Annotated in this window: 17 protein-coding genes and 1 pseudogene; 11 read left to right on the top strand and 7 right to left on the bottom strand. The window is 69.9% G+C overall.

Annotated features, from left to right (window positions below):
* Positions 1-117 precede the first annotated feature (117 nt).
* The gene (locus Q664_RS19425) at positions 118-3333 is read left to right on the top strand and encodes a fused MFS/spermidine synthase (protein WP_052518380.1); all 3216 of its coding nucleotides are present in this window, start codon (positions 118-120) and stop codon (positions 3331-3333) included.
* Positions 3334-3544: 211 nt separating this feature from the next.
* On the opposite strand, the gene Q664_RS19430 is transcribed toward Q664_RS19425, so the two are convergent.
* A complete protein-coding gene (locus Q664_RS19430) occupies positions 3545-4303 on the bottom strand; it encodes a DUF5953 family protein (protein WP_425117442.1) in 759 nt (252 codons plus the stop codon).
* Positions 4300-5427 carry a DUF6310 domain-containing protein gene (locus Q664_RS19435; protein WP_235216780.1) on the bottom strand — a complete coding sequence of 376 codons (1128 nt, stop codon included), beginning with the start codon at positions 5425-5427 and terminating at the stop codon, positions 4300-4302. The genes Q664_RS19430 and Q664_RS19435 overlap by 4 nt, the downstream gene beginning before the upstream one ends.
* A 56-nt stretch (positions 5428-5483) precedes the next feature.
* Here Q664_RS19435 and Q664_RS19440 point away from each other — a divergent pair.
* Together Q664_RS19440 and Q664_RS19445 are read left to right on the top strand one after the other, a co-directional pair.
* A pseudogene (locus tag Q664_RS19440) lies at positions 5484-6302 on the top strand (IS3 family transposase); the annotation flags it as partial.
* A gap of 79 nt (positions 6303-6381) precedes the next feature.
* Positions 6382-6939, top strand: a complete 558-nt coding sequence (locus Q664_RS19445) for a DUF2378 family protein (protein ID WP_043397527.1) — start codon at positions 6382-6384, stop codon at positions 6937-6939.
* A 30-nt stretch (positions 6940-6969) separates the two neighbouring features.
* On the opposite strand, the gene Q664_RS19450 is transcribed toward Q664_RS19445, so the two are convergent.
* From Q664_RS19450 to Q664_RS19460, 3 genes are read right to left on the bottom strand one after another with little or no spacing between them, the layout of a single operon-like run.
* Positions 6970-7677, bottom strand: coding sequence for a 2OG-Fe(II) oxygenase (locus Q664_RS19450; protein WP_043397530.1), 708 nt, complete (start codon positions 7675-7677; stop codon positions 6970-6972).
* Positions 7678-7687: 10 nt separating this feature from the next.
* Positions 7688-8173: an FKBP-type peptidyl-prolyl cis-trans isomerase gene (locus Q664_RS19455; protein ID WP_043397533.1), complete on the bottom strand. Its 486-nt coding sequence runs from the start codon at positions 8171-8173 to the stop codon at positions 7688-7690.
* 43 nt (positions 8174-8216) lie between these two features.
* Positions 8217-9005 carry a hypothetical protein gene (locus tag Q664_RS19460; protein ID WP_052518381.1) on the bottom strand — a complete coding sequence of 263 codons (789 nt, stop codon included), beginning with the start codon at positions 9003-9005 and terminating at the stop codon, positions 8217-8219.
* A 228-nt stretch (positions 9006-9233) separates the two neighbouring features.
* Here Q664_RS19460 and Q664_RS19465 point away from each other — a divergent pair, with 228 nt between their 5' ends.
* The 4 genes from Q664_RS19465 to Q664_RS19480 all read left to right on the top strand — a co-directional run bounded on the left by Q664_RS19465 (position 9234) and on the right by Q664_RS19480 (position 15230).
* Positions 9234-10490 carry a phospholipase D-like domain-containing protein gene (locus Q664_RS19465; protein ID WP_043397535.1) on the top strand — a complete coding sequence of 419 codons (1257 nt, stop codon included), beginning with the start codon at positions 9234-9236 and terminating at the stop codon, positions 10488-10490.
* A gap of 112 nt (positions 10491-10602) precedes the next feature.
* Positions 10603-11418: a sterol desaturase family protein gene (locus tag Q664_RS19470; RefSeq protein ID WP_043397538.1), complete on the top strand. Its 816-nt coding sequence runs from the start codon at positions 10603-10605 to the stop codon at positions 11416-11418.
* Positions 11419-11652: 234 nt separating this feature from the next.
* Positions 11653-13893 carry a hypothetical protein gene (locus tag Q664_RS19475; protein ID WP_075207468.1) on the top strand — a complete coding sequence of 747 codons (2241 nt, stop codon included), beginning with the start codon at positions 11653-11655 and terminating at the stop codon, positions 13891-13893.
* On the top strand, positions 13890-15230 hold the full coding sequence (locus tag Q664_RS19480) for a hypothetical protein (RefSeq protein ID WP_043397542.1): 1341 nt from the start codon (positions 13890-13892) through the stop codon (positions 15228-15230). The genes Q664_RS19475 and Q664_RS19480 overlap by 4 nt, the downstream gene beginning before the upstream one ends.
* Positions 15231-15314: 84 nt before the next feature.
* On the opposite strand, the gene Q664_RS19485 is transcribed toward Q664_RS19480, so the two are convergent.
* Entirely contained in the window at positions 15315-16292 is a 978-nt protein-coding gene (locus Q664_RS19485) for a threonine ammonia-lyase (RefSeq protein WP_052518382.1), read from the bottom strand.
* A 355-nt stretch (positions 16293-16647) separates the two neighbouring features.
* Positions 16648-16965 carry a UBP-type zinc finger domain-containing protein gene (locus Q664_RS19490; RefSeq protein ID WP_043397544.1) on the bottom strand — a complete coding sequence of 106 codons (318 nt, stop codon included), beginning with the start codon at positions 16963-16965 and terminating at the stop codon, positions 16648-16650.
* 249 nt (positions 16966-17214) lie between these two features.
* Between Q664_RS19490 and Q664_RS19495 the strand changes: the two genes are divergently transcribed.
* From Q664_RS19495 to Q664_RS19510, 4 genes are all read left to right on the top strand, one after another.
* Positions 17215-17811, top strand: a complete 597-nt coding sequence (locus Q664_RS19495; RefSeq protein ID WP_052518383.1) for a DUF2378 family protein — start codon at positions 17215-17217, stop codon at positions 17809-17811.
* Between the two features lie 154 nt (positions 17812-17965).
* Positions 17966-19876: an ATP-binding protein gene (locus Q664_RS52365; protein WP_235216781.1), complete on the top strand. Its 1911-nt coding sequence runs from the start codon at positions 17966-17968 to the stop codon at positions 19874-19876.
* Entirely contained in the window at positions 19873-21219 is a 1347-nt protein-coding gene (locus tag Q664_RS19505; protein WP_043397547.1) for a hybrid sensor histidine kinase/response regulator, read from the top strand. Before Q664_RS52365 ends, Q664_RS19505 begins: the two co-directional genes overlap by 4 nt.
* 15 nt (positions 21220-21234) lie before the next feature.
* Positions 21235-21747: GNAT family N-acetyltransferase (locus Q664_RS19510; protein WP_063934722.1), on the top strand; the 513-nt coding region annotated here is incomplete at its 3' end.

Consider the following 21747-nt stretch of genomic DNA (forward strand, 5'->3'; position numbering starts at 1 on the left):
GGAGCTGGCGGCCCGCCTGGTGCGGGAGCGGCTTCACACGTGGAACTGGCCTCGGGAGGGGGGCGCTGGTTCAATCCGCGCCCCGGGTCTCCGTCCGCCGCGACTGGCAGAGGATCGATGAACGCACGTGTCTGGAAGATTGCCCCCCTGCTGTTCGGCTCGGGCTTCTGCTCCCTGGTGTATCAGACGGCATGGCAGCGCGAGTTGCGCCTCATCTTCGGAGCCTCGACGGCGGCGTCGGCCGCGGTGCTGGCCATCTTCATGGGCGGGCTGGGCCTGGGCGGTGCGCTGTTGGGGGGGAGGGTGGATCGGGAGAAGCGCCCGCTGGGCTTCTACGCCAACCTGGAGCTGCTCATCGCCCTGAGCGCGGCGCTGACGCCCCTGCTGGTGTTGCTGGCGCGCGCCGTCTACACGGGCCTGGGTGGCTCGGTGTCCATGGGGCTGGGGCTCGGCTCGGTGGTGCGGCTGGTGCTCTCCGCGCTGGTGCTGGCGGTGCCCACGCTGCTGATGGGAGGCACGCTGCCGGCGGTGGCGCGCGCGGCCGAGACGGCGGAGGACGTGCGGCGCCGGGCGGTCGCGGTCCTCTACGGCGTCAACACGCTGGGCGCGGTGGCGGGCGCGGCGGCCTCCACCTTCCTCCTCTTCGAGGTGTTCGGCACGCGCAGTACCCTGTGGCTGGCGGCCCTCCTCAACGTGCTGGTGGCGCTGGTGGCCCGCACGGTGGACCGGAGCCTGCCGGAGCAGGAGGTGGCCGTGGCCCCCGCGCCTGGCGCCGCCGGGGAGTCCACGCCGGCCACCGCGCTGCCGCCGCGCCGCTTCGTGCTGGGCGCCGCGGCGCTGGTGGGCTTCGCCTTCTTCCTCATGGAGATGGTGTGGTACCGGATGCTGGGGCCGCTGCTGGGCGGCTCCACCTTCACCTTCGGCCTCATCCTGGTGGTGGCGCTGGCGGGCATCGGCCTGGGCGGCGCGGCGTACGCGGCGTGGGGCCAGCAGCGCCCGGCCACCCTGCGCGGTTTCGCGCTGACGTGCCTCCTGGAGGCGATGCTGCTCGCCGTGCCCCTGGCGCTGGGGGACCGGGTGGCGGTGCTCGCCTCCCTGGTGCGGCCGATGTCCGTCTTCGGCTTCGGCGGGCTGGTGCTGAGCTGGGCCGTCATCGCCGTGCTGGTGGTGCTGCCGGCCGCCTTCATCTCCGGAGTGCAGTTCCCCCTGCTGCTGGCGCTGCTGGGCCGCGGGGGTGATGACGTGGGCCGCCAGGTGGGCCAGGCGTATGCGTGGAACACGGTGGGCTCCATCGTGGGCTCGCTGGCGGGAGGCTTCGGCCTGCTGCCGCTGCTGTCCGCCCCGGGCGTGTGGCGGCTGGTGGGCGCGGTGCTGGTGGGCCTGGGGCTCGTCGCGGTGGTGCTGTCGCTGCGCCAGGAGCCGCCGTCGCCCGTGCGCCTGGTGCCGCCCCTGGCCACGGCCGTGCTGGCCACCCTGCTGCTCACCTCCGTGGGGCCCACCGCCGCCTGGCGCCACAGCTCCATCGGCGCCGGACGCGGCAGGTTCGAGGCCTCCGACATCAACGGCATGCGCGACTGGCTCTCCGACTCGCGCAGGTGGCTGACGTGGGAGACGGACGGCGTGGAGAGCAGCGTGGGCGTGCAGGGCGGCTACGGCCTGTCCTTCATCGTCAACGGCAAGTCGGACGGCAACAGCATCGGCGACTCGGGCACCCAGGTGATGGGCGGCCTCATCGGCGCGCTGGCCCACCCCCACCCCCGCCGCTCGCTGGTGGTGGGCCTGGGCACCGGCAGCACCGCCGGCTGGCTCGGCGCCGTGCCGGAGATGGAGCGCGTGGACGCGGTGGAGATCGAACCCGCCATCCTCCACTTCGCGCGCATGTGCGAGTCCGTCAACGAGCGGGTGCTCGACAACCCCAAGGTGAAGGTGCACCTGGACGACGCCCGCGAGGTGTTGCTGGCCTCCAAGGAGTCCTACGACATCATCTTCTCCGAGCCCTCCAATCCCTACCGGGCCGGCATCTCCAGCCTCTTCTCGCGCGAGTTCTACCAGGCGGTGAAGAAGCGGCTGGCGCCCGGGGGCATCTTCCTGCAGTGGCTGCAGACGTACGAGGTGGACTCGCGCACGGTGCGCAGCGTCTACGCCACGCTCGGCAGCGAGTTCGGCTCGGTGGAGACGTGGCGCACGCAGGGAGGAGACCTCATCCTCATGGCCACGGAGCTGCCGCTGCGGCACGACCTGGAGCGGATGCGGGCGCGCGTGTCGCAGGAGCCCTACCGCCGGGCCCTGCCCTGGGTGTGGGGGACGAACGAGCTGGAGGGCGTGCTGTCGCACTTCATCGCCGGGCCCGCGGTGTCCCGGGCGCTGGCCGAGGGCCAGGAGGCCCTCATCAACACGGATGACCTCTCGTACGTGGAGTTCGCCTTCGCCCGCAGCGTGGGGCGCAAGGAGACGGGCTTCTCCCAGATGGATCTGCGGCGGGCGGCCTGGGAGCACCAGGCGGAGCGGCCCGAGGTGGCGGGTGGCACGGCGGACTGGCAGCGGGTGGAGGAGCTGCGGGTGATGGCGGGTGATCCGCCCCTCGTCCATGTGCGCTCCGGCCTGGACGAGGCCGCGCTCTCCCGGCGCCATGCCTTCCACGAGGCGATCAAGGCCAACGACGTCAAACGGGCGCTGAGCCTGTGGCGCGAGGCCGGGCGGCAGCCCCGGGGCCCCTCGGAGCTCACCAGCCTGGGCTCGATGCTGGCGTTCCTGGGGGACGAGGCGGGACTCCTGCCGCTCCTCGAGCCGCTGCGCGGCATGAATCCCTTCGATGCCGAGGCGCTGCTGGCGCGGTTGCGCCTCAAGCAGGGGCGCCTGCCCGAGGCGGCGGAGTCGCTCGAGCGGGCCTTCGCCGTGCTGCGCCAGTCTCCCTGGCACAACCGCACCCTCTTCAAGGACGCGCTGACGGTGGGCATGGAGCTCGCCGAGAAGGACGCGGCCCTGGGCCTGCGGATGTGGACCGCGCTGGAGAAGCCCTTCATCAACAACGTCGGGGAGGGCATGCGCGTGAGCGCCCGGCTGATGCTCGGCTTCCAGCTCGAGTCCGGGAAGCGGTGTGCCGAGGCGCTCGCGGCCTTCGAGCCCCACGTCCCCTGGAACAAGAAGTTCCTCGAGGATCGCACCCGCTGCTACGTGAGCACCCACCACCCGCTGCAGGACCAGGCGCTGGAGGACTACCTGGAGTTCATGCGCTCCGAGCCGCCGCCGCTCTGGGAGAACGGGCCGGGCGCCGCTCCGGACGGGGTGCCCGCGCGGGACGCGCCTCCGGTGTCGGACGTGGGCTCGCCGTAGGCAGGCCACTCCCCGAGCCAGCCGCCTACCACCGAGAGCCCGCGAACCCTCACCGCACCGCCCGCCCCACCAGGCCCAATGCGCTTGCGGTTGGGGGCACCAAAGCAACCGAGGCCGCGTTGTCCTGCCCGCGCGAGCGGGGTCCACCGCCTGAACGCACTGCGACGACAGCCCCGGCTCCGAGGTCTCCTCGGGCCGGGGTGCTTCTTTCTCAGGCCTCCGAGCGCCCACCAATCTCCGGGAAGCGCGCATAGGCTCGCTTGAGGGCCTCGAGGTGCTCGGGCTTGTCCAAGTCGAGCGGCGCCGCGGTGAGACTCACCAGCCATCCCCCCGACGCCGTGCGCCTGGCGCGCGACAGCAGCTCCGCGTCGCGCGAGGGGTCCGGGAAGCCGATGGCCTCCGCAGCCGCAGCCGACCAATAGTTGATCCACCCAAGGTACTGGGGAACCCTGGGCGAGCGGATGTTCCACGGGAGCTTGAGCATCGGCAGTCCGTGAGGAGGTCGTTCTGCCCCCCCCGACTTCGGACCCGTCTGCTCCGCGATGACCAACCTCACGGGACCGGGCGCCACGACGCCCCACCGGGCGCGCACGCCCTCAGCGACGTTCTCCAGCATGTCCACGGCCGCAGCGACAACGGGCTCGTCCTGGGGGAGCGTCGCGTGAACCGTCAGCAGCGGCTCACCCCCCGGACTCGAAATTGCGCTCCCACGTCGGCCTCCCATCGTCACCGGGTAGCTCTCGTCGCCATTGCACAGCAAGCCAAACTTGCCACTCGCGGCCGCTTTAGCCAGCCACGCCGCGCGTTGCGGAAGCGCGACGGGCCGCCCCGAGTCCGAGAGCCGCCACGCCAAGCGCAACCCGGGCACTGCTCGTTCCATCCCTTCAACGGCCGCGAGCGGGCGCCCGTCGTCAACGGTGAGTGCTGGCGCGTAAACGTGAAGATACAACTCTGCTCGGCCGGTCATCATTTGCACTCTGTCACGACGATATCGAAGCTGCGGTCTTCTTTCAGAAGCGCGGCCTTGTGGGCCTCGCTGATCACCCCAACCTTGAAGGCATAGCCACAGGCCACCGCGATGTCCCGGAACTCGGTGAGCTCTTCAATCTCCCTCTCGACCGTAATCTTCCTCAAGAAGTCGTTGTACCCGTCGAAGTACTCGACCTTGATTTCCCACAGCATCCGCACGCCCACCTGAAGCGCGTCGAAGTGCTTGCCATCTACCTTTGCATCCATCCCGGGCCAGCGGTTGGGCGGATACCAGTCGGCGCACGTGTCATGCGCCTTGTTGCCGCCCTTATGCGGCACCGGAAGGGCCTCGCACTTGCGCTCGCGTTCCCTGTCGGTGGGCTCGGGGGCCGGCCCTGGCGGCCACTCCTCGCCGGTGGGCTTGGGCTTGGGGCGCCGTTTCTTCTGGACCTCCGGCGGAGCGGGCTTCGTCTCCGTCGCCGGCCGCGCTTCCGGCACGGGCCGTGTCTCTGGCACTGGACGTGTCTCCGGCACGGGCAGCGTCGGCGGCGGCCGCACCTGGGGACGGCCCCGCTTCTCGTACGCCTCCAGCGCCTCTGAAATGGCAAAACCCACCGCCACCACTCCCACGACAATCACCGCGCCCACGAGCAGCTCGGGCCCCGCGAGGACACAGAGCCCGATGCCCAGGGCGCCGGCGCCGGCGGAGGCGACCGAGCACCGCCCCGAGGTGTCCCTGAACCGCACCCGCTCGTGGTCGAGCGCGTAGTAGCACTGCTCCACCAGGCCGGCCCATGGCTGGCCCGCCGCTTCGACGACGCACCGGCCCCCGTCCGTCCACGGCAGCTTCGCCGCGCGCCGGAGGTTGGCGACCACCAGGTCCTCGCCGGAAGCGTCCGGCTCCGCCGCGGCGCCCCCCTGGGGACTGACCCCACGCCGCCAGCGGCTCTTGCCGGTGAGCGTCCCGCCCATGGGGTAGCCCGTCGCGCAAGCGGCCTGCAGCGCGAGAACCACCAGCACCAACGCACGCGAGCCAGGCCACGGCCTACCCCGCGAGCGCCGTCGGGCCTCGAGCTGCGTTCCGCCGCCCTCGCCCACCGCAGGACTCGAGTGCTTCTTCACCATGGCGCTGGCCTCCCCCAAGAGCATCAGCCCTGAAGGATAGGATGCGGGACGGCCAACAGCAGTTGGGCGTGTCTCGCTCAGGCTACTACGCCTGGAAGCAGCGCCCGGAGTCCGAGCGGGACAAGGCGGACCGCGCCCTGGCCGAAGAGGTGGCGACAGTGCACCAGGAGAGCCGCGGCAGGTACGGCAGCCCGCGCGTGCATGCCGAGCTGCGCGCCCGGGGCCGCCGGGTGAGTCGCAAGCGCGTGGCCCGCCTCATGGGCCAACGGGGCCTGGCTGCTCGCGGGAAGCGTCGCTTCGTGCGGACGACTGATTCACGCCACGCGCAGCCCGTAGCCCCCAACATCCTCGAGCGCGACTTCTCCCCCGGTCAGCCCAACAGCTCCTGGGCCACGGACATTACCTACGTCTGGACGTGACAGGGCTGGTTGTACCTGGCAGTCGTCATGGACCTCTTCTCGCGCATGATTGTCGGCTGGTCGATGAGCGAGAACATCGACCGGCACCTGGTGCTCAACGCTCTGGATATGGCCCTCGAGGGCCGACAACCAGCGCGAGGACTGTTGCACCACTCGGACCGGGGCAGTCAGTACGCCAGCGAGGACTACCAGAAGGCGCTGGCCGCTCGCGGGATTCAATGCAGCATGTCTCGCAAGGGCAACTGCTGGGACAACGCCGTGGCCGAGAGCTTCTTCAGCAGCCTGAAGACGGAACTCGTCCACGACGCCGACTTCGCCACCCACGCGCAGGCCCGCACGGCGCTCTTCGAGTACATCGAGGTCTTCTACAACCGCCAGCGTCGGCACTCTTCGCTGGGCTACGTCAGTCCAGCGGATTTTGAGCTTGCTGCCTTACCGCAGAAGTCGGCATCTTGACCCTACTGTCCACGTAATCGGGGCAAGTCCACCGGCAAAGCCTCAACTTTATGACACAGTAGTACTAGGGTGCCGCCCCATGCCGGAGACCCCCCTCGTCTTCAACCACACCGTCCAGGGACTCTTCTCGCGCTCGTTCCCGGACGGAGTGCCCGCCGGACTCAAGGCGCAGCTGCGCGAGGCCGGTGTGGACCTGGACAAGCCGCTGCTGCCCGCCTACCCCATTCCGGTGTGGTCCCGCAGCATCGACCTGGGGGCCCGGGCCGCCTTCCCCGACGAGCCGCGCCGCGAGGTGGCCTGGCGCAGGATGGGCGAGCGGATGATCGACGGCTACCAGGACTCGATGATCGGCCGGGCCATGTTCGGCATGCTCCAGGTGCTGGGGCCGCGCCGCACGTTGCAGCGGGCGCAGAAGAACTTCCGCACCGGCAACAACTACTCCGAGGTCCGCGTCAGCGACGTGTCCCCCACGGAGATGGAGCTGTGGTTCAACGAGACGGACGACGTGCTGCGCCACTTCACCGTGGGGCTGGTGCTCGCGGGCATGCGCGCCGGCGGCGCCGAGGAGCCCCAGGTGCGGCTGCACGACGTGGACGCGAAGGGCTTCACCCTGCGCGCCTCGTGGAAGCCGAAGTAGTGGGCTCGGGGCCGGGCTCCGGGGCCCGCCTCACTTCCGGGGCGCGCCGCCGTAGAGCGTCTCGGCGCGGTGGAAGAGCACCCACGAGGTGATGATGTATTTGTCGTTGGACTCGGACACGTTGCCCCGGTGGGTGTGGGTGAAACCCGAGGGGAAGATGAGCATGCGGCCCGCCTTCGATTGGACCTTCTTCTCCTGGTAGAAGAACTCCGTCTCGCCGCCCTGGCTCACGTCGTTGAGGTAGAACTGGAAGGCGAGCACGCGGTGCAGGGGCTCGCAGCTGGCGTCCTTCGGGTACACCTCCGAGTGCCAGTGCGGATAGCCGCCGGAGCCCTTCAGGTACTTCTGCACGGTGAGGTCGCCGTAGCGGTAGAGGAAGCCGACGAGCTGGTCGAAGACGGGGTCTCCCAGCTCGGCGAAGTTCTCCCGCGTGAGCGTCGTCACCTGGCCCGTCTTCGGGTGCTTCGTGGACAGGGAGACGGCGCCGATGAGGCTGTAGAGGTACTTGCGCAGGTAGGCCTTGAGCGGAGGGAAGGCCGCGTCCAGCAACTGGCGCAGCACGGGCTGGTAGTCCGCGTGCTGGTTGAGGTTGAGGTCGTAGCTGTCCTTCTTGCTCAGGTCCACGCCGCCCCCGGTGCGGCCGCGCTGCACGTGGGGGCTCTTCTCGAAGAGCTGGAGGATGTCCTGGCACAGCCGGGGAGCGAGGACCCCGTCGTGGACCTCGATGAAGTCGGTCATGGGGCGCGGCTCAGCGGGCGGTGAGGACTTCCACGTCGAAGACGAGCACCGAGTGGGGCGGGATGGCGGGAGGGCTTCCGTAGGCGCCGTAGCCGAGGGTGGACGGGATGACGAGCCGGCGCTTGCCTCCGGCCTTCATGCCAATCAGTCCCTCCTCCCAGCCCGCGATGACGCGGTCGTAGCCGAACCGGAACTCGAAGGGCTTGTTGCTGGTGCGGCTGGAGTCGAACTGGGTGCCGTCGGGGAGCCAGCCGGTGTAGTGCACCTCGAGGTAGCGGCCGATGGAGACCTCGGTGGCACCGGTGCCCACCGCCAGGTCCTGGGTGTAGAGGCCGGACTCGCTGCGGTTCATGGCGCCGAGGTCCACGCCCAACGCGGCGGCGTAGCTCACCTGGGTGGGGTCTCCCGACCCCGAGGAGCCACCGTCACAGGCGGAGAGGGCGAACAGCAGGCAGGCGGAGAGGAGCGGGAGGAGGGGCGCGAGGCGTCGTTTCATGGCGCCCGGAGCCTAGCAAGGCCGGGCGCCGGCCGGTGGGAACTCACTGGGGACGGGCGCGCGGCCCGCCGCCTGCCCACTGGTAGCCCACGGTGGCGCCCGAGCCGATGAAGCCCAGGGCGATGTACTTGCGGAACCAGCCGAGCGTGCTGCGGTTGTCGACCACTTCCTCCAGCAGGCCATGTACCGCGACGCCGAGCAGCGTGCCCACGGCGGCGCCGCCCAGCGCCCCGAGGAAGGCGCGGCCCCGATCCTGGCTGCCGTTGAAGGCCAGCTCGCCCAGGCCCCAGGTGCCCAGCGCGGCCAGGGGCGGGGTGAGCACGAGCCCCGCGCCGAACGCGGCCACGTCCAGCTCGGCCCAGCGCCCGCCGGCGTCCGGGGACTGGAGGAACAGCAGCCCCGCGGGCAACGAGCCCGTGAGGCTTCCGGCCACCGTCTCGGCGGCCGTCACCCACAGCCGCTCCTCGCCCAGGCGGCTCGCGCCGTACACGCCCCCGAGCGGCGCGAGCGCGGCCGCGCCATACGTCACCCAGGCTCCGGGCGTGACGGGCGCATCCGTGGCGGTGAGGTGGGGAGACGTCCGTTCCGTCTTCTCGGGGGGCGGGGTCTTCTCCGCGTCGGGGACGGCCTCGGGGGGCTCCGGCTGGACGGGGGTGGCGGGGAACTCGACGTTCTGGTTGGGCAGGAGCGAGAGCGCGGCGGGGATGCCCCGGGCCCGCGCGCTCAGGGGCGACTCGTCCAGGGGCCGGGAGAAGGCCTGGGGCGGTGCGAGCACGGCCCCGAGCAGCGAGAGGGAGGCCAGACAGGAGGGCAGGGAAGCAGGCAGTCGCATGGTGTCCGTGGAGGGCGCGCGTGTCGGCCGCCCCTGCCCGGAGGCCGGGCGGCGGGGACGTGGCGGCGGGCCCGTGTGGGGGGAGGGATGGGGCGGGTGTCGCGTTTCGTCCACCCGTGCACCGGGAGGGCCGCGTTCCAGCGGACAGAGGGGCGCCGGGGGTGTCGCCGGGTGGACGGAGCGCGGGCCCATGAAGGCAGACGCGCGGAGCGTGACTAGCTTGCGCGCGTGAAGAAGACACCCTGGACACTGCTACTGCTCGCGCTGGTGCTCGCGGGCTGTCCCCTGCCGAATCACCGCCTCGCCCTGCGCATCCGCGACACCGTGCCGGAGACGCCGGAGGGCATGTCGCTCGCCTGGTACCAGACGGTGGGCGTGGAGCTGGAGCCGGGCAATCAGGTGGAGCTCGTCCACAACGGCCACGTGTTCGACCGGCTGGTGGAGGAGATTCACGCCGCGCGCTCCAGCATCCACATCCTGCTCTACATCTGGCGTCCGGGGTACCCGTCGGATCGCATCATCCAGGCGCTGCGCGAGCGCCACCCGGGCGTGGCCTGCCGCGTGCTGGTGGACCCCTTGGGCAGCATCCGCTTCGAGGACAACGTGGGGCCGGAGCTGGTGGCGGCCGGGTGCGAGGTGCGCGTGTTCCGCCCGCTGCAGGGCACCATCTCCACGCTGAACCTGAAGCGCTTCCAGTCGCGGCTGCACCGCAAGCTGATGGTGCGTGACGGCGTCTCCGCGATGACGGGGGGCTTTGGCATCTGGAAGAGCTGGATAGGCGAGGGGCGCAAGCCGGACGAGTGGCGCGACGCGAACATCTGGGTGCGGGGCCCGGCGGTGCGAGGCGTCCAACTGGCGTTCGCGCAGAACTGGCAGGAGGCGGGGGGCGGGATGCTGCCGGCCGAGGCCTTCCCGGAGCCGATGCCCACCCCGGGCGTGGCGCGAGCGGGCTTCGTGACGCACACGGGAGCGCCGGTGCTGACCAACGCCGAGCGGATGACGTTGCTGGCGATCGCCTCGGCGAAGAAGCGGCTGTGGATTTCCAACTCGTACTTCATTCCGACGGGGCCCATCCAGGACATGCTCATCGCGAAGGCGAAGGCGGGGGTGGACGTGCGGGTGCTGACGCCGGGGCGGCACCACGACATCCCTCCGGTGCACGAGGGCCAGCGCGCCACCTATGCGCGGCTGTTGGAGAACGGGGTGCGCATCTGGGAGTACGAGGTGTCGATGATGCACTCCAAGGCGGTGCTGGTGGATGACCGGCTGTCGATGGTGGGCTCGACGAACCTGGACCCGTTGGCGCTCAGTGCCGAGGAGGGCTCACTGGTGGTGGATGACGAGGGCCTGGCGGCGCAGATGGCGCGGGACTTCGAGGAGGACATGAAGCACTCGGTGGAGATCCGCTGGGACTCGTGGAGGAGGAGGGGCCTGTTCAAGCGGCTGTCGGAGCGGGTGACGGTGCTGTTCGGCAAGTACCTCTGAGCCCCCTACTCGCCGCTGCGCCGCGTACCCGCTAAGCTGCTCCTTGACAGGGAGGCTTCACGGCAGCGCCGGCGGACCCGCTTCCCGTGCGCATCACCGCGGGAGGACGGTCATGAACGGCTCCATCACGAGTCTCGACGGCATCTTGGCGATGTACCAGGAGGAGCGGTTCTTCCTCATCGCCATCTGCTCCACGCTGTTGAGCATCGGCGCGTTCCTGGTGTTCGCGCTGCCCTGGACGTGGGTGGCGTACAAGAACCCGGAGTCGCTGAAGAAGTACCGGGTCCAGGGGAGGGAGCTCCCGGTGAAGCGGTGGTTCGCGCCGTCGTTGCAACGGTTCGCCATCAACAACCTGGTGTCCTTCCTGGGAGTGCTGGTGGCGTGGCCGGTGTTCCGCCTGTCTGGCATCCACGCGGGCGAGCTGCCGGCCTGGTACGTGATGGTGGGGCAGCTCGTCTTCTTCATCGTGCTGGACGACTTCCTCTACTACTGGATGCACCGGGCGCTGCACACGCGGTGGCTCTACAAGCACGTGCACTCGGTGCACCACCGCATCACCACGCCGTATGCGCTCACGGGCAATTACATGCATGCCGTCGAGTTCATGCTGACGTCGACGCTGGTGTTGGTGGGGCCCTCGCTGGTGGGGGCGCACGTGGTGACGCTGTGGGCGTGGATCGTGTTCCGGCAGCTGGAGGCGGCGGATGGGCACTCGGGGTACGACGTGCCATGGAATCCGGCGCTGCTGATTCCGTTCTACAAGGGGCCGGCGTACCACGACTTCCACCACCGGAGGTTCTTTGGCAACTACGCGGGGTTCTTCGCGTACCTGGACAAGGTGTTCGGGGGCACGTGGTCGAAGGGATACGAGGAGTACCGGAGGGCGCAGCAGCAGAGGCCGGAGCCGCAGGTGCAGCCGGAGCCGTAGCACCCTCACCCAAAAGGCTGAGGATTGCGCACGCCAGGCACGCGAGCCGTCACTGAAGCAAGCAACGAGGTCGAAAGTCGTGCACGCCTGCTGCTGGGGGGCGACCGGGAAGGCTTCAGGTCGCCCACCTCATCATCCGCACTCATCTACAAGGAGAGCTCTGCCCGCTCTGTCTCGTCTCTCCAGCGCTGATAGGATTTCTGTCGGCATGGGTGCCTGCCGTTGGAGGCGCCAATGATTTCCGCACCGCGGGTGCTGCTGGGGGCCATCCTGCTCTTCACCGGTTGCGTCACGCTGGCGCCGAGACAGGGCGGCAGCGCCGCTGAGGGCCCCCGCGCCCTGTCCATGTCGAGAGAGGCGGGGGGCAGTACGCCCGAACTCGAGGCTCCTTCCCCGCTTGCTTCCACGGAGGCGGGCGGGCAGCAGCGGCCGCACCGCCGCCGCGGCGCCCGCGGGCTGGTCCCAGGCGCTGCTTTGGCGAGCGCGGGTGAGGCGTCCGCGTCCGAGGCGGCCAGCACGGGGCCTGTCCCCGAGGAGCCGCCCTCATGCGGAGGGCAGGCCGTGCCCGCGGGCTGGCCCGACTTCTCCTCCAGCCCTGAGGAGTTGCTGGCGCCCTTCCTCACCTGCACCTCGCCCGGGGAAGTGCTCGCCCTGCAGCAGCGCGTGGACATGCCCCGCCTGCTGGAGGCCCTGGACGACTGGGGCGCGGTGCGCCTGGGTGCCCTGGGCCCACCACGCGAGGACGTTGCCCACCTGTTCAACGACAAGCGCACCGCCCTCCTCGTGAAGGCCCCCGAGGCCTATGGGCGCCTCAACGCACAGGTGCTCGCCGTCTTCATCGCCGACTCGGCCTATGACAATGACTTGCGGGAGATTCTCTTCCTGCTGGCCCGGGACAAGCGGCTGGAGGAGACCCTCGCGCTGCTGCCCGCCTTCCAGGTGGCGTTGGAGAAGCGGGGGCTGAAACCCACGGCCCGTGCGGACAGGGACTCTGAATTCGCGGACGTGGGCCGAGGCTTCCTCCGAGCCGGCGAGGACGTGCTCTCCAGCACCCTGGTGAGTGATGGAGGGCGTGAGCTCGCCTTCTTCCCCATACGCGGCCAGCTGCCGCCGGAGTACCAGGAGGCCCTCGCCAGGGCCCGGAGGGAATTGGTGGAGCACGCCTCGGCGGACACCCTGGCGCTGAGTGCGTTTGACCACCTCACCTTTGGAGTGCCGCTGGGGGGCTACCACTTTGTCACCACCTCCCTGCATGGCATGCGGTTGCTGTGGCGGGGCGAGTGGGAGCAGGGCACGCGCGAGGTGGCGCCAGCGTTGGTGTTGGCCCTCGTCGCGGGAGGCAAGGGCGTGCACTACCTCGCCAGGGGGGAAGGCGCCGCGGGGGTGCGCCTGCGCCTGCGTACCGGGGTGGCCGCTGCGGAAGCGCGGCTGCGGGCCCTGAGCGAGACGGCGCGGCAGCTTCAAGGGCTGCTGGGTCCGGAGGGGCTGCGGCAGGTGCTGCGCGACATACGGGCCAGCCGGGAGGCGGGCCGCTTCGTCGCGGTGGGCGGGGCGGACGCCGCGCTGGCGCTGCACGAGGCCGGGGGGAGTGTGGCCAGGGCCCGGCCGCTCATGTCCAGGGCCAGGCCTGGGGCCTCGGACGAGGCCGCACGTCCCTCCGCCACCAAGGCCGGTGCCGCGGAGCGACAGGGCACCCTGGCCTCGTTGGTGGATGAGGGGGTGGGACACACGCTCCCGGTGGTGGAGGCGAAGCTGGCGGTGGCGGAGCTCGAGGCCACGGGCCCGCGCCTGTCCAGGGACGTGAGGGTGCTGGAGCAACACCGCCCCGTTCTCGAAGCCCCGCCGCCCGGGGCCCGGGGCAACCCGCGCTGGCGCGAGTACGTGGAGTACTACAACGAGCGCCTCGGAGAAGTGGAGCAGGGCAAGGCCAGCAAGGGCCCCCTGAAATGGGAGGGCTACGAGCAGTTGCGAGGGTGGTTTGCCCGGGGGCTGGACTTCGAGCGCGACATGGTGAGGTTGCTGCGAGAGGACGCGCGGAAGCCCCGGGCCGAGCGCCGCTTCCTCGGGGACTTCGACAGGCCGCGCGTTGAAACGCAGGTGGGCGTGGGGAAGCCGGGCACCGGCCTGCGCTTCGCGGACGTGCTCGTCATCGAAGAGGGCGCACCCGGCGGGCGGCCACGGCGCGTGGAGACGTTCAGCTTCAAGAGCCGCGACCTCTCGGGGATGAAGTACGAGGCCTTGGTAGCGCAGATGCTGGAGGATGCGAGCGAGGCTCTGCGGAAGTACGGAGAGAGGCTGGACATCCGCCGCGACTCCCTCCAACGTCTTTTCGGCCCGGCTGGCGAGGTGCAGGTTTCGAGGGTCCGCCTCATCTATGAAGGGGGCGCACTCAAGCCCAAGGCCGTGGACTTGTTGGAGCGTGCCGTGGACGAAACCAAGAATGCGGTTCTGGGCGTGGAGGTGTTCTTTCAATGAAGGTGCTGAGCGAGCACGATTTGAAGGTGGAGGACAGCTTCGTGCTAACCCTCGACGGTGCCTTCAGTCTACAGGTGGCATTGGAGCGCGAGTTGGCGCCCTTTCTTCAGGCTCTCGAGGAGTACTCCGATGGGTGGATGCCAGACGTCGTCAAAGGCAAGCGGCAACGCAAGTACGCCCGCGCTGCCGTCTGGAAGGCATTGGAAGAGCGGGGCAGCGAAAGATATACGCATTGTGGGCTTTATCGGACGCAGTGGCCCGTGCTGGACATGGCTCTTGGTCTCAGCTCACGGACACTTCCGCCTGGGCTGAACATCGTGATTGTGGTGAAACCCCTCTCCTTCTTCGCGGAGGCGGAGCGCTGTCACCGCTTCGTGGAGATGGTACGCGCCTGGGCTTCCCATCATCCCGTGACGTATGCGAAGGCCCACAGCCTGGATGACGTGGAGTTGGCGGGCTCTCCCAACTTTGGCCGCGACGATGAGACTCGACGCAGAGACGGCTTCGACAAAGTCTACGAGGTGTTCTGGCTCAACGTCTTCGGCCCCAAGCTGGTGGAAACGGTTGGCCGCGAGCGCATGCTGTCCACGCCGGCCCACCGGGTGGAGGAGCTCCCCAACGGTTCCATCCTCCTGGTGACGTGGCCCACCGTGGCGGATTTCGCCAGCAAGGAGGCACGGCTCGCGCAGGCCCGGGCCCACGCCCACCTCCGGCCGGACCTCGACTTCGACACCCTTCTGCGCTCCCTGCATGAGCGCAGTGCCATGCTCGCCCCCGTGGAGCCCCGCTTCCACCCGGACCTGGCCTCGCTCCTCTCGCGTGTGGTGGACCGCGCCGCCAGTCACGAGCGTCAGCGCAGGATCGCCGAGCTCAACGCGTGGCAACCCCCCGAGCCCGAGGAGTGGCGCCCCGCCGACTCCGCCCTGCCTCCAGACGTGGACAACCCGGAGCACTCGCTCGAGTCCTACAGCGACCTGGCCGAGCACCTCGTGGCGCTACTGCACTCGCAGGTGCCCTCCGTTTTCGAGGCCACGCCCGAGTCGCTCACGGATGCCGACTTCTACTTCTGGAGCGAGGAATTCCCCACGAGCCGCCTGCGGGAAGCCATCGACGAGCACGCGGTGCCCGCCATTGGCGCCTACCTGGGTGAGGTGCTGGTGCGCAACCTGGGCGGCCGGTGGATTCCGCGCCAGAAGCTCGAGGAGGCCCAGGTGCTGGTGGGCAACCGCGTCTGGCTTCCCTTCGTCCGGGCCCGCAACTACATGCGCTCGCGACAGTCGCTGCTGGACTGCTCCCTCACTTGCCTCTACCGCGTGGCGGAGCGGCACCGGGGCTGAGAACCGGCGGGGAGCTTTCCAGTGCGGTGAGCAGCTCGTCACGTAGACCTCCCTGGCCGGAAGCCCGAGGATGTCATGTGCGCGTTACCCGCGGACCAGCTCCTCGAAGCGGCGCCAGGAGACATTGCGGCCGGTGAGCACGGCCACGGTGGGCCCGAGTGCCCGAGGAAGCAGCTTGCGCAGGGCGGCGAGTCCCGCTGCGGCGGAGGGCTCGAGGATGTACTTGGTATCCGAGACACACCAGCGCATGGCCTCGCGCAGCTCGTCGTCGGAGACGAGCACGAACTCATCCACGTTGCGCTTCAGATAGGGCCAGGGGAGGAGCTCCTTCTCCACGTGGGCGCCGATGCCCTCGGCGATGGAGGGGCGCACGTCCGGGACGTCCACGGGTTGGCCCTCGCGGTGCCACTGGGCGAGGACGGCGGACGTCTCCGGCTGGACGCCGATGAGCCGGATGCGCGGGTTGGCGGCCTTGAGCACGACGCTCATGCCCGCGAGGAGCCCGCCACCGCCCACGCCGACGAGGACAGTCTCCACCTGGGGACAGTCCTCGAGGATTTCGAGGGCGACGGTGCCACCACCCTCCATCATGTGGCGGTCGTTGTAGGCGGAGAGGAAGGTATAGCCCCGCTCGGCGGCGACGCGGCGAGCGGCCTCGCGGGCGAGGGGGACGCTGTCGAAGTACTCGAGGTGGGCACCGTACTCCTGGATCATGCGGAGCTTGTCGGGATCGGCGGAGCGGGGCAGGTAGATATGGGCCTTGGCGCCGAGGGTGGCGGCGGCGTAGGCGAGTCCGATGCCATGTCCGCCAGCGGTGGGGGCGATGAACTCGGCATCGGGGCGCGAGGCGCGGACGGAGAGCACCTTGTGAAGGGAGCCACGGGGCTTGAAGCTGCCGGTGACCTGGAGGTTCTCGAGCTTGAGCAGCACGGGGGCGCCGGCGAGCTTCGAGAGGGAGGTGTTGGGCTCCAGGGGAGTATGGCGGAGATACGGAGCGATGCCGCGGCGAGCGGCGATGACATGCGAGGGGAGGAGTTCCAACTCGGAGTCGGGCGTGAGCATGGCGCCTGTTATCACGTCCAATCACGTCCAGAGCCCAATCACAGCCAGGAGCCCCACCGTGCCCAAGTATCCCTCGCCCTCCGGGAGCGGGGACTACTCGGAGGCGAAGGGCACGGTCATCGAGGGAATCCTGAAGAAGGACTCCTGAAGGGCTCGCGGTAGCCGCTCCCAGTAGACTGGCCCCATGCGCATCGAGCACGTGGCCCTCTGGAAGAAGGACATCGAAGACGTACTTCCAGTTCAGCCCGCCTCCCGGGCGCGCTCTTCACGAACTTGTCCGACTGTTGGACAAGTTTGGCGAGACTGGGCCCGGAGGGCTCCCTCCCCAGCACGGACCTTCTTCGGAGGGCCTGGCCTACGGCGCGGGAACTCCCTGGCCGGGGTGGGAGGCGGGGCGCAGCTCATCGGCCTCGAGCATCACCTCGTCGTCGTAGCACCAGCCCCAGTCCTCCCCGGGCTCGAGCGAGCGGATGATGGGGTGCGACGTGGCGTGGTAGTGCCTCGTCGCATGGCGGTTGGGCGAGGAGTCGCAGCAGCCCACGTGGCCGCACTCCATGCACAGCCGCAGGTGCACCCAGCTCCCGCCGAAGCGCAGACAGTCCTCGCACCCGGCGGTGGTGCTCGGTCGGACGTCGCGGATGGAGTCGAGGTGGCGGCAGCCGGAGGTTTCCATGGTGGGCTCCTTTCCCCACAGGGTAGGCACCCCCCGTGGGCCCCGGGGCTGGCGGCCTGGACAGGGCGCGGCCGGGCGCCTCGGATTTCCCGCTGGGAGGGCTGTCTCCCATTGAACAATCCCTGGCGTCCCGGCCGTCGCGAGGCGTTCACCATTCATCATCGTCTTGCCCTTCTGATCGCCGCCGGACTGGGAGAAGAGAGAACGCGTCCCCAATTTTCCCGTGTGATTGTCACGGGAGCGTGGGGCATGCAGGGGCTCGAGGGGTCGCGGGAGCTGGGGGCGGAACGTCCGGCGGCGGCGCGGCGGCGGTTGGTGTTCGAGCACACGGTCGATGGGCTCTTCCGCTTCTCACTGCGCTCGCGCCTGTCCTCGCAGGCGTGGAATGGCCTGAAGGCGGTGGGCATCGACTTGTCCAAGCCGCTGCTGCCCGCCTACACCTATGACACGTGGAGGCGGGCCCTGGAGCTCACCGTGGTGGACCTCTACCCGCTGTTGCCGCGCGAGGAGGGCTGGCGGCGGCTGGGGCAGGAGGTGGTGAACGGCATGGTGCACACGGTGCTGGGCCGCGCCATGGTGGGAGTGGCCCGGCTGCTCGGGCCGCTGCGCTCGCTGCGCCGGTTGAACAACACGCTGCGCAGCGCGGACAACTACGTGGAGTCCCGCCTGACGGAGCTGTCGCCCACCTCGTGCGAGGTGTGGATCAACGAGGTGATGGGCCAGCCCGCCTACTACCAGGGGATTCTGGAGGCGTGCCTGGGCCTGGCGGGAGGCCAGCGGGCGCGGGTGCGGGTGCTGGCGCGCGAGGGGGCGGGCGCGCGGCTTCACGTGGAGTGGGAGGAGTAGACGGCCTGGGGTGTGAGGCGAAGTCTACCCACGTGGGTAGCAGGGGACTCGGCGAGCGGATACTTCCCGTCTGCCGGGGATTACGGCACTCCTGCGGTGCTCGCCGGGTTTCAGGCATACTCGCGCCGCCAGGGCGCGGGAGAGCCGCCCGTTCATGTCGAGCATGTCCACCAGGGTCGCGCGAGCGCAGGGAGTTGGAGGGCTGGAGCCGTCGGGGCAGGGCCTCGCGCGTGCGGGAATGACGGCCCGGCTGCTGGGGGCGCTGGACGTCTTCCTTTCCGAGTCGTTGCGCCGCGGGCCCGCCGAGGAGCTCGGCCGCAGCCGGGTGCTGGTGGGCGCCAACGCGGTGCTGTTGTTCTGCTGCCTGGTCTTCCTGCTCTACGTGCCGAGGTTGGCCTTCCCCGTGGCCATGGGGGCGGTGGGCGGGGTGTGCATGGCGGGCTTCCTGGCCTCGCTGCTGCTGCTGCGCCGGGGCGCGTCCTCGCGGCTTCCCGGGTTGCTGCTGTGCGCGATGCTGACGGGAGGCTTCCTGGCCGCCGGGCTGCGCATGCCGGATCCACACGTGGGCACGCATGCCATCTGCATGCTCATCCCCATGCTGTCCGTCTACCTGCTGGGGCCCCGGCCGGGATTCCTCTTCGCGGTGGTGGGCGCGGTGGGCGTGGGGGCGGTGCTGCCGCTGTGGCACGGGGTGCAGGCGGGCCTGTGGATCCGCGCCTGGTGCGCCGCGCTCTTCATGCTGGGCGCCTGGGGGCTGAGCTGGCTCATCCTGGCCGCGAGGGACCAGGCCAACCTGGCGATGGTGCGGGCGCTGCGCTCGTTGCGCGAGAACGAGGGCAAGCTGACGAGCCTGCTGGAGAACACCGAGGACATCGTGTGCTCGGTGGACGCGGACGGGCGGCTCATCGCGGCCAACCCGGCGCTGGGGGAGATGTACCGGGAGCTCATCGGCACGGAGCTGGCGCCGGGGGACTTCCTCTTCCCGGAGCGTGCGCCGGAGCGGCTGCGCGTGCGCTGGCAGCAGTGCGCCGCGCAGGTGATGGCCGGCAAGCGGGTGCGCTTCGAGGCCTCGCCCTCCAAGCTCAAGCGGCCGCGCGTGCTGGACATCTCGCTCAACCCGGTGTTCGACGTGACGGGCACGCGGGTGGTGGGAATGACGGTGTTCGGCCGCGACATCACGGACCGCAAGGAGGCCGAGGCCCGGCTGGGCGAGATGCACCGCAGCCTGCTGGACGTGTCGCGCCAGGCGGGCATGGCGGAGATGGCCACCGGCGTGTTGCACAACGTGGGCAACGCGCTCAACAGCGTCAACGTGTCCGTCAACCTGCTGGCCGAGCGGCTGCACCAGTCGCGGCTGCCCGGCCTGAAGAAGGCCACGGATTTGATGGCCTCGCACGGGGCGGACCTGGCGGCCTTCCTCACGGCGGATGGCCGGGGCCGGCAGCTGCCCTCCTACCTGCAGGCGCTCGCGTCCCAGCTCACCGGCGAGCGCGAGGAGCTGCTGGAGGAGGTGGACACGTTGCAGAAGAGCGTGGAGCACATCAAGTCCGTGGTGAGCATGCAGCAGGAGCATGCGCGCTTCGCGGGCGTGGTGGAGCCGCTGGAGCTCACGGCCCTGCTGGATGATGCGCTGCGCCTGCAGGCGGTGTCCTTCGAGCGCCTGGGCATCCAGGTGAAGCGCGAGTACACCGAGGGGACGCTGGTGAAGGTGGACCGGCACAAGTTGTTGCAGATCCTCCTCAACCTGCTGAGCAACGCGCGGCAGGCGCTGGTGGAGAGCGGGCGGGCGGACAAGCAGCTCACCATCCGCGTGGAGCGCATGGTGGCCGAGCGGCTGCGCATCGCGGTGCAGGACAATGGGGTGGGGATTTCTCCCGAGGACGCGCCCCGCCTCTTCACACAGGGTTTCACCACCAAGAAGGACGGACACGGGTTCGGCCTTCACATCAGCGCACTGGCGGCGGCGGAGATGGACGCGTTCCTCTCCTGTTCGAGCGAAGGCCGCGGCCAGGGTGCTACGTTCACCATTGATTTGCCCATCTCGGGCGAGGAGAGCAGGGCATGAAGGCCGCCACCACACCCAACCGCCGCATCCTGGTGGTGGATGACAACCAGGCGATCCACCAGGACTTCCGCAAGATTCTCTGTGCCGCCCCGGCGAGCACGGCGCTGGACGCGATGGAGGCCGCGCTGTTCGGCGGGCCCTCGGCGGCGCCGGTGGACACGGGCTTCGAGGTGGACTCGGCCTACCAGGGCGAGGAGGGCCTGGCGAAGGTGAAGGAGGCGGTGGCCGAGGGGCGGCCGTACGCGCTGGCCTTCGTGGACATCCGCATGCCGCCGGGCATCGACGGCGTGGAGACGGTGCAGCGGCTGTGGAAGGAGGACGCGGACCTGCAGGTGGTGCTCTGCTCGGCCTACTCCGACTACTCGTGGGAGGAGATGACGCAGCGGCTGGGCATCAGCCAGCGGTTGCTGATTCTCCGCAAGCCCTTCGACAACATCGAGGTGCGGCAGCTGGCGCACGCGCTCACGGAGAAGTGGGAGCTGCTGCGCCAGAGCCACCGGCGCCTGGAGGACCTGACGCGCGAGGTGGAGGAGTGGACGCGCGAGCTGTCGGTGGCCAATGAGCGGCTGCGCAAGGAGATGGAGGACCGGGCGAAGCTGGAGCTGCGGCTGGTGCAGGCCCAGCGGCTGGAGGCGCTCGGGCGGTTGTCGGCGGGGCTGGCGCACGAAATCAACAACCCGTTGAGCGTCATCATGGCCAGCGTGGGCTTCATCCGCTCGGAGCTGGATGACCAGGCCAAGGGCGGCCGGCAGGCGGACCCGGTCGAGTTGAGCGAGGTGTGCTCGGACGCGCTGCTGGGGGCGGACCGGATTCTGCGCCTGGTGAATGACTTCCGGCTCTTCTCCAAGCTGGACGGGCAGCCGCAGACGTGGGTGGACCTGCGCGAGGTGTTGGATCACGCGCTGTCGGGGGCCAGCTACAACCTGGGGCCCAAGACGCAGGTGGTGCGCGACTTCCAGGACGTGCCGCCCGTGTGGGGCAGCGAGCAGGGCCTGGAGCAGGTGTTCCTCGGGCTGCTGAACAACGCGGGGCACGCGCTGAAGACGACGGCGGAGCCGCGGGTGGCCATCATCGCGCGTCAGCGGGAGGACGGCGGGGTGATGGTGGAGATCCGCGACAACGGGGTGGGCATCGCCAAGGAGCACCTGACCCGTATTTTCGATCCCTTCTTCACCACCAAGGCGCCGGGAGAGGGGACGGGCCTGGGGCTCTCCATCTGCTACGGCGTGGTGTCGGGACTGGGCGGCGCCATCGAGGTGGACAGCGCGCCGGGACAGGGCGCCACCTTCCGCGTGAAGCTGCCCAAGGCCCCGGAGAACGTGGCCTCGGCGAGCAGCCCGTAGCTCCCGCTCCGAGCCATGGCCATCACCCTCCGGCCCGCCCGTGCCGAGGACGCCCCCGCGCTGGGACGCATGGGCGGGGCGCTCGTCCGCCTGCACCATGCGTATGACCCGCGGCGCTTCATGACGCCCGAGGAGGACGTGGAGTCCGGCTACCGGTGGTGGCTGTCACGGGAGCTGAAGCGCCAGGGCGCGGTGGTGCTGGTGGCGGAGCGGGACGGCGCGGTGGTGGGCTACAGCTACGCCACGGTGGAGGGCCGGGACTGGAACGCGCTGCTCGATGCGCACGGTGAGCTGCACGACGTGTGGGTGGACGAGTCCGTGCGGGGCGGTGGCGTGGGAGGGCTGTTGCTGGAGGAGATGGTGCGGCAGTTGAAGGCACGGGGCGTGCCGCGCATCCTCCTGATGAGTGCCTCGAGGAACGAGGCGGCGCAGCGGCTCTTCGCGAAGCACGGCTGGCGCCCCACCATGGTGGAGATGACGCGCGAGGTGGAGGACTCCGGGAAGGATTTCCCCTCTCCCCCCGGGAGA

This window comes from Archangium violaceum Cb vi76 (genome assembly GCF_000733295.1).
Classification (GTDB): domain Bacteria; phylum Myxococcota; class Myxococcia; order Myxococcales; family Myxococcaceae; genus Archangium; species Archangium violaceum.

Excerpts from the sequence above, each read along its gene's own strand:
- Q664_RS19430 (WP_425117442.1), bottom strand. The coding sequence starts at position 4,303 with ATGATGACCGGCCGAGCAGAGTTGTATCTTCACGTTTACGCGCCAGCA.
- Q664_RS19470 (WP_043397538.1), top strand. The coding sequence starts at position 10,603 with ATGAACGGCTCCATCACGAGTCTCGACGGCATCTTGGCGATGTACCAG.
- Q664_RS19490 (WP_043397544.1), bottom strand. The coding sequence starts at position 16,965 with ATGGAAACCTCCGGCTGCCGCCACCTCGACTCCATCCGCGACGTCCGA.
- Q664_RS19485 (WP_052518382.1), bottom strand. The coding sequence starts at position 16,292 with ATGCTCACGCCCGACTCCGAGTTGGAACTCCTCCCCTCGCATGTCATC.
- Q664_RS19445 (WP_043397527.1), top strand. The coding sequence starts at position 6,382 with ATGCCGGAGACCCCCCTCGTCTTCAACCACACCGTCCAGGGACTCTTC.
- Q664_RS19455 (WP_043397533.1), bottom strand. The coding sequence starts at position 8,173 with ATGAAACGACGCCTCGCGCCCCTCCTCCCGCTCCTCTCCGCCTGCCTG.
- Q664_RS19425 (WP_052518380.1), top strand. The coding sequence starts at position 118 with ATGAACGCACGTGTCTGGAAGATTGCCCCCCTGCTGTTCGGCTCGGGC.
- Q664_RS19480 (WP_043397542.1), top strand. The coding sequence starts at position 13,890 with ATGAAGGTGCTGAGCGAGCACGATTTGAAGGTGGAGGACAGCTTCGTG.
- Q664_RS19495 (WP_052518383.1), top strand. The coding sequence starts at position 17,215 with ATGCAGGGGCTCGAGGGGTCGCGGGAGCTGGGGGCGGAACGTCCGGCG.
- Q664_RS19475 (WP_075207468.1), top strand. The coding sequence starts at position 11,653 with ATGATTTCCGCACCGCGGGTGCTGCTGGGGGCCATCCTGCTCTTCACC.
- Q664_RS19460 (WP_052518381.1), bottom strand. The coding sequence starts at position 9,005 with ATGCGACTGCCTGCTTCCCTGCCCTCCTGTCTGGCCTCCCTCTCGCTG.
- Q664_RS19505 (WP_043397547.1), top strand. The coding sequence starts at position 19,873 with ATGAAGGCCGCCACCACACCCAACCGCCGCATCCTGGTGGTGGATGAC.
- Q664_RS52365 (WP_235216781.1), top strand. The coding sequence starts at position 17,966 with ATGTCGAGCATGTCCACCAGGGTCGCGCGAGCGCAGGGAGTTGGAGGG.
- Q664_RS19450 (WP_043397530.1), bottom strand. The coding sequence starts at position 7,677 with ATGACCGACTTCATCGAGGTCCACGACGGGGTCCTCGCTCCCCGGCTG.
- Q664_RS19435 (WP_235216780.1), bottom strand. The coding sequence starts at position 5,427 with ATGGTGAAGAAGCACTCGAGTCCTGCGGTGGGCGAGGGCGGCGGAACG.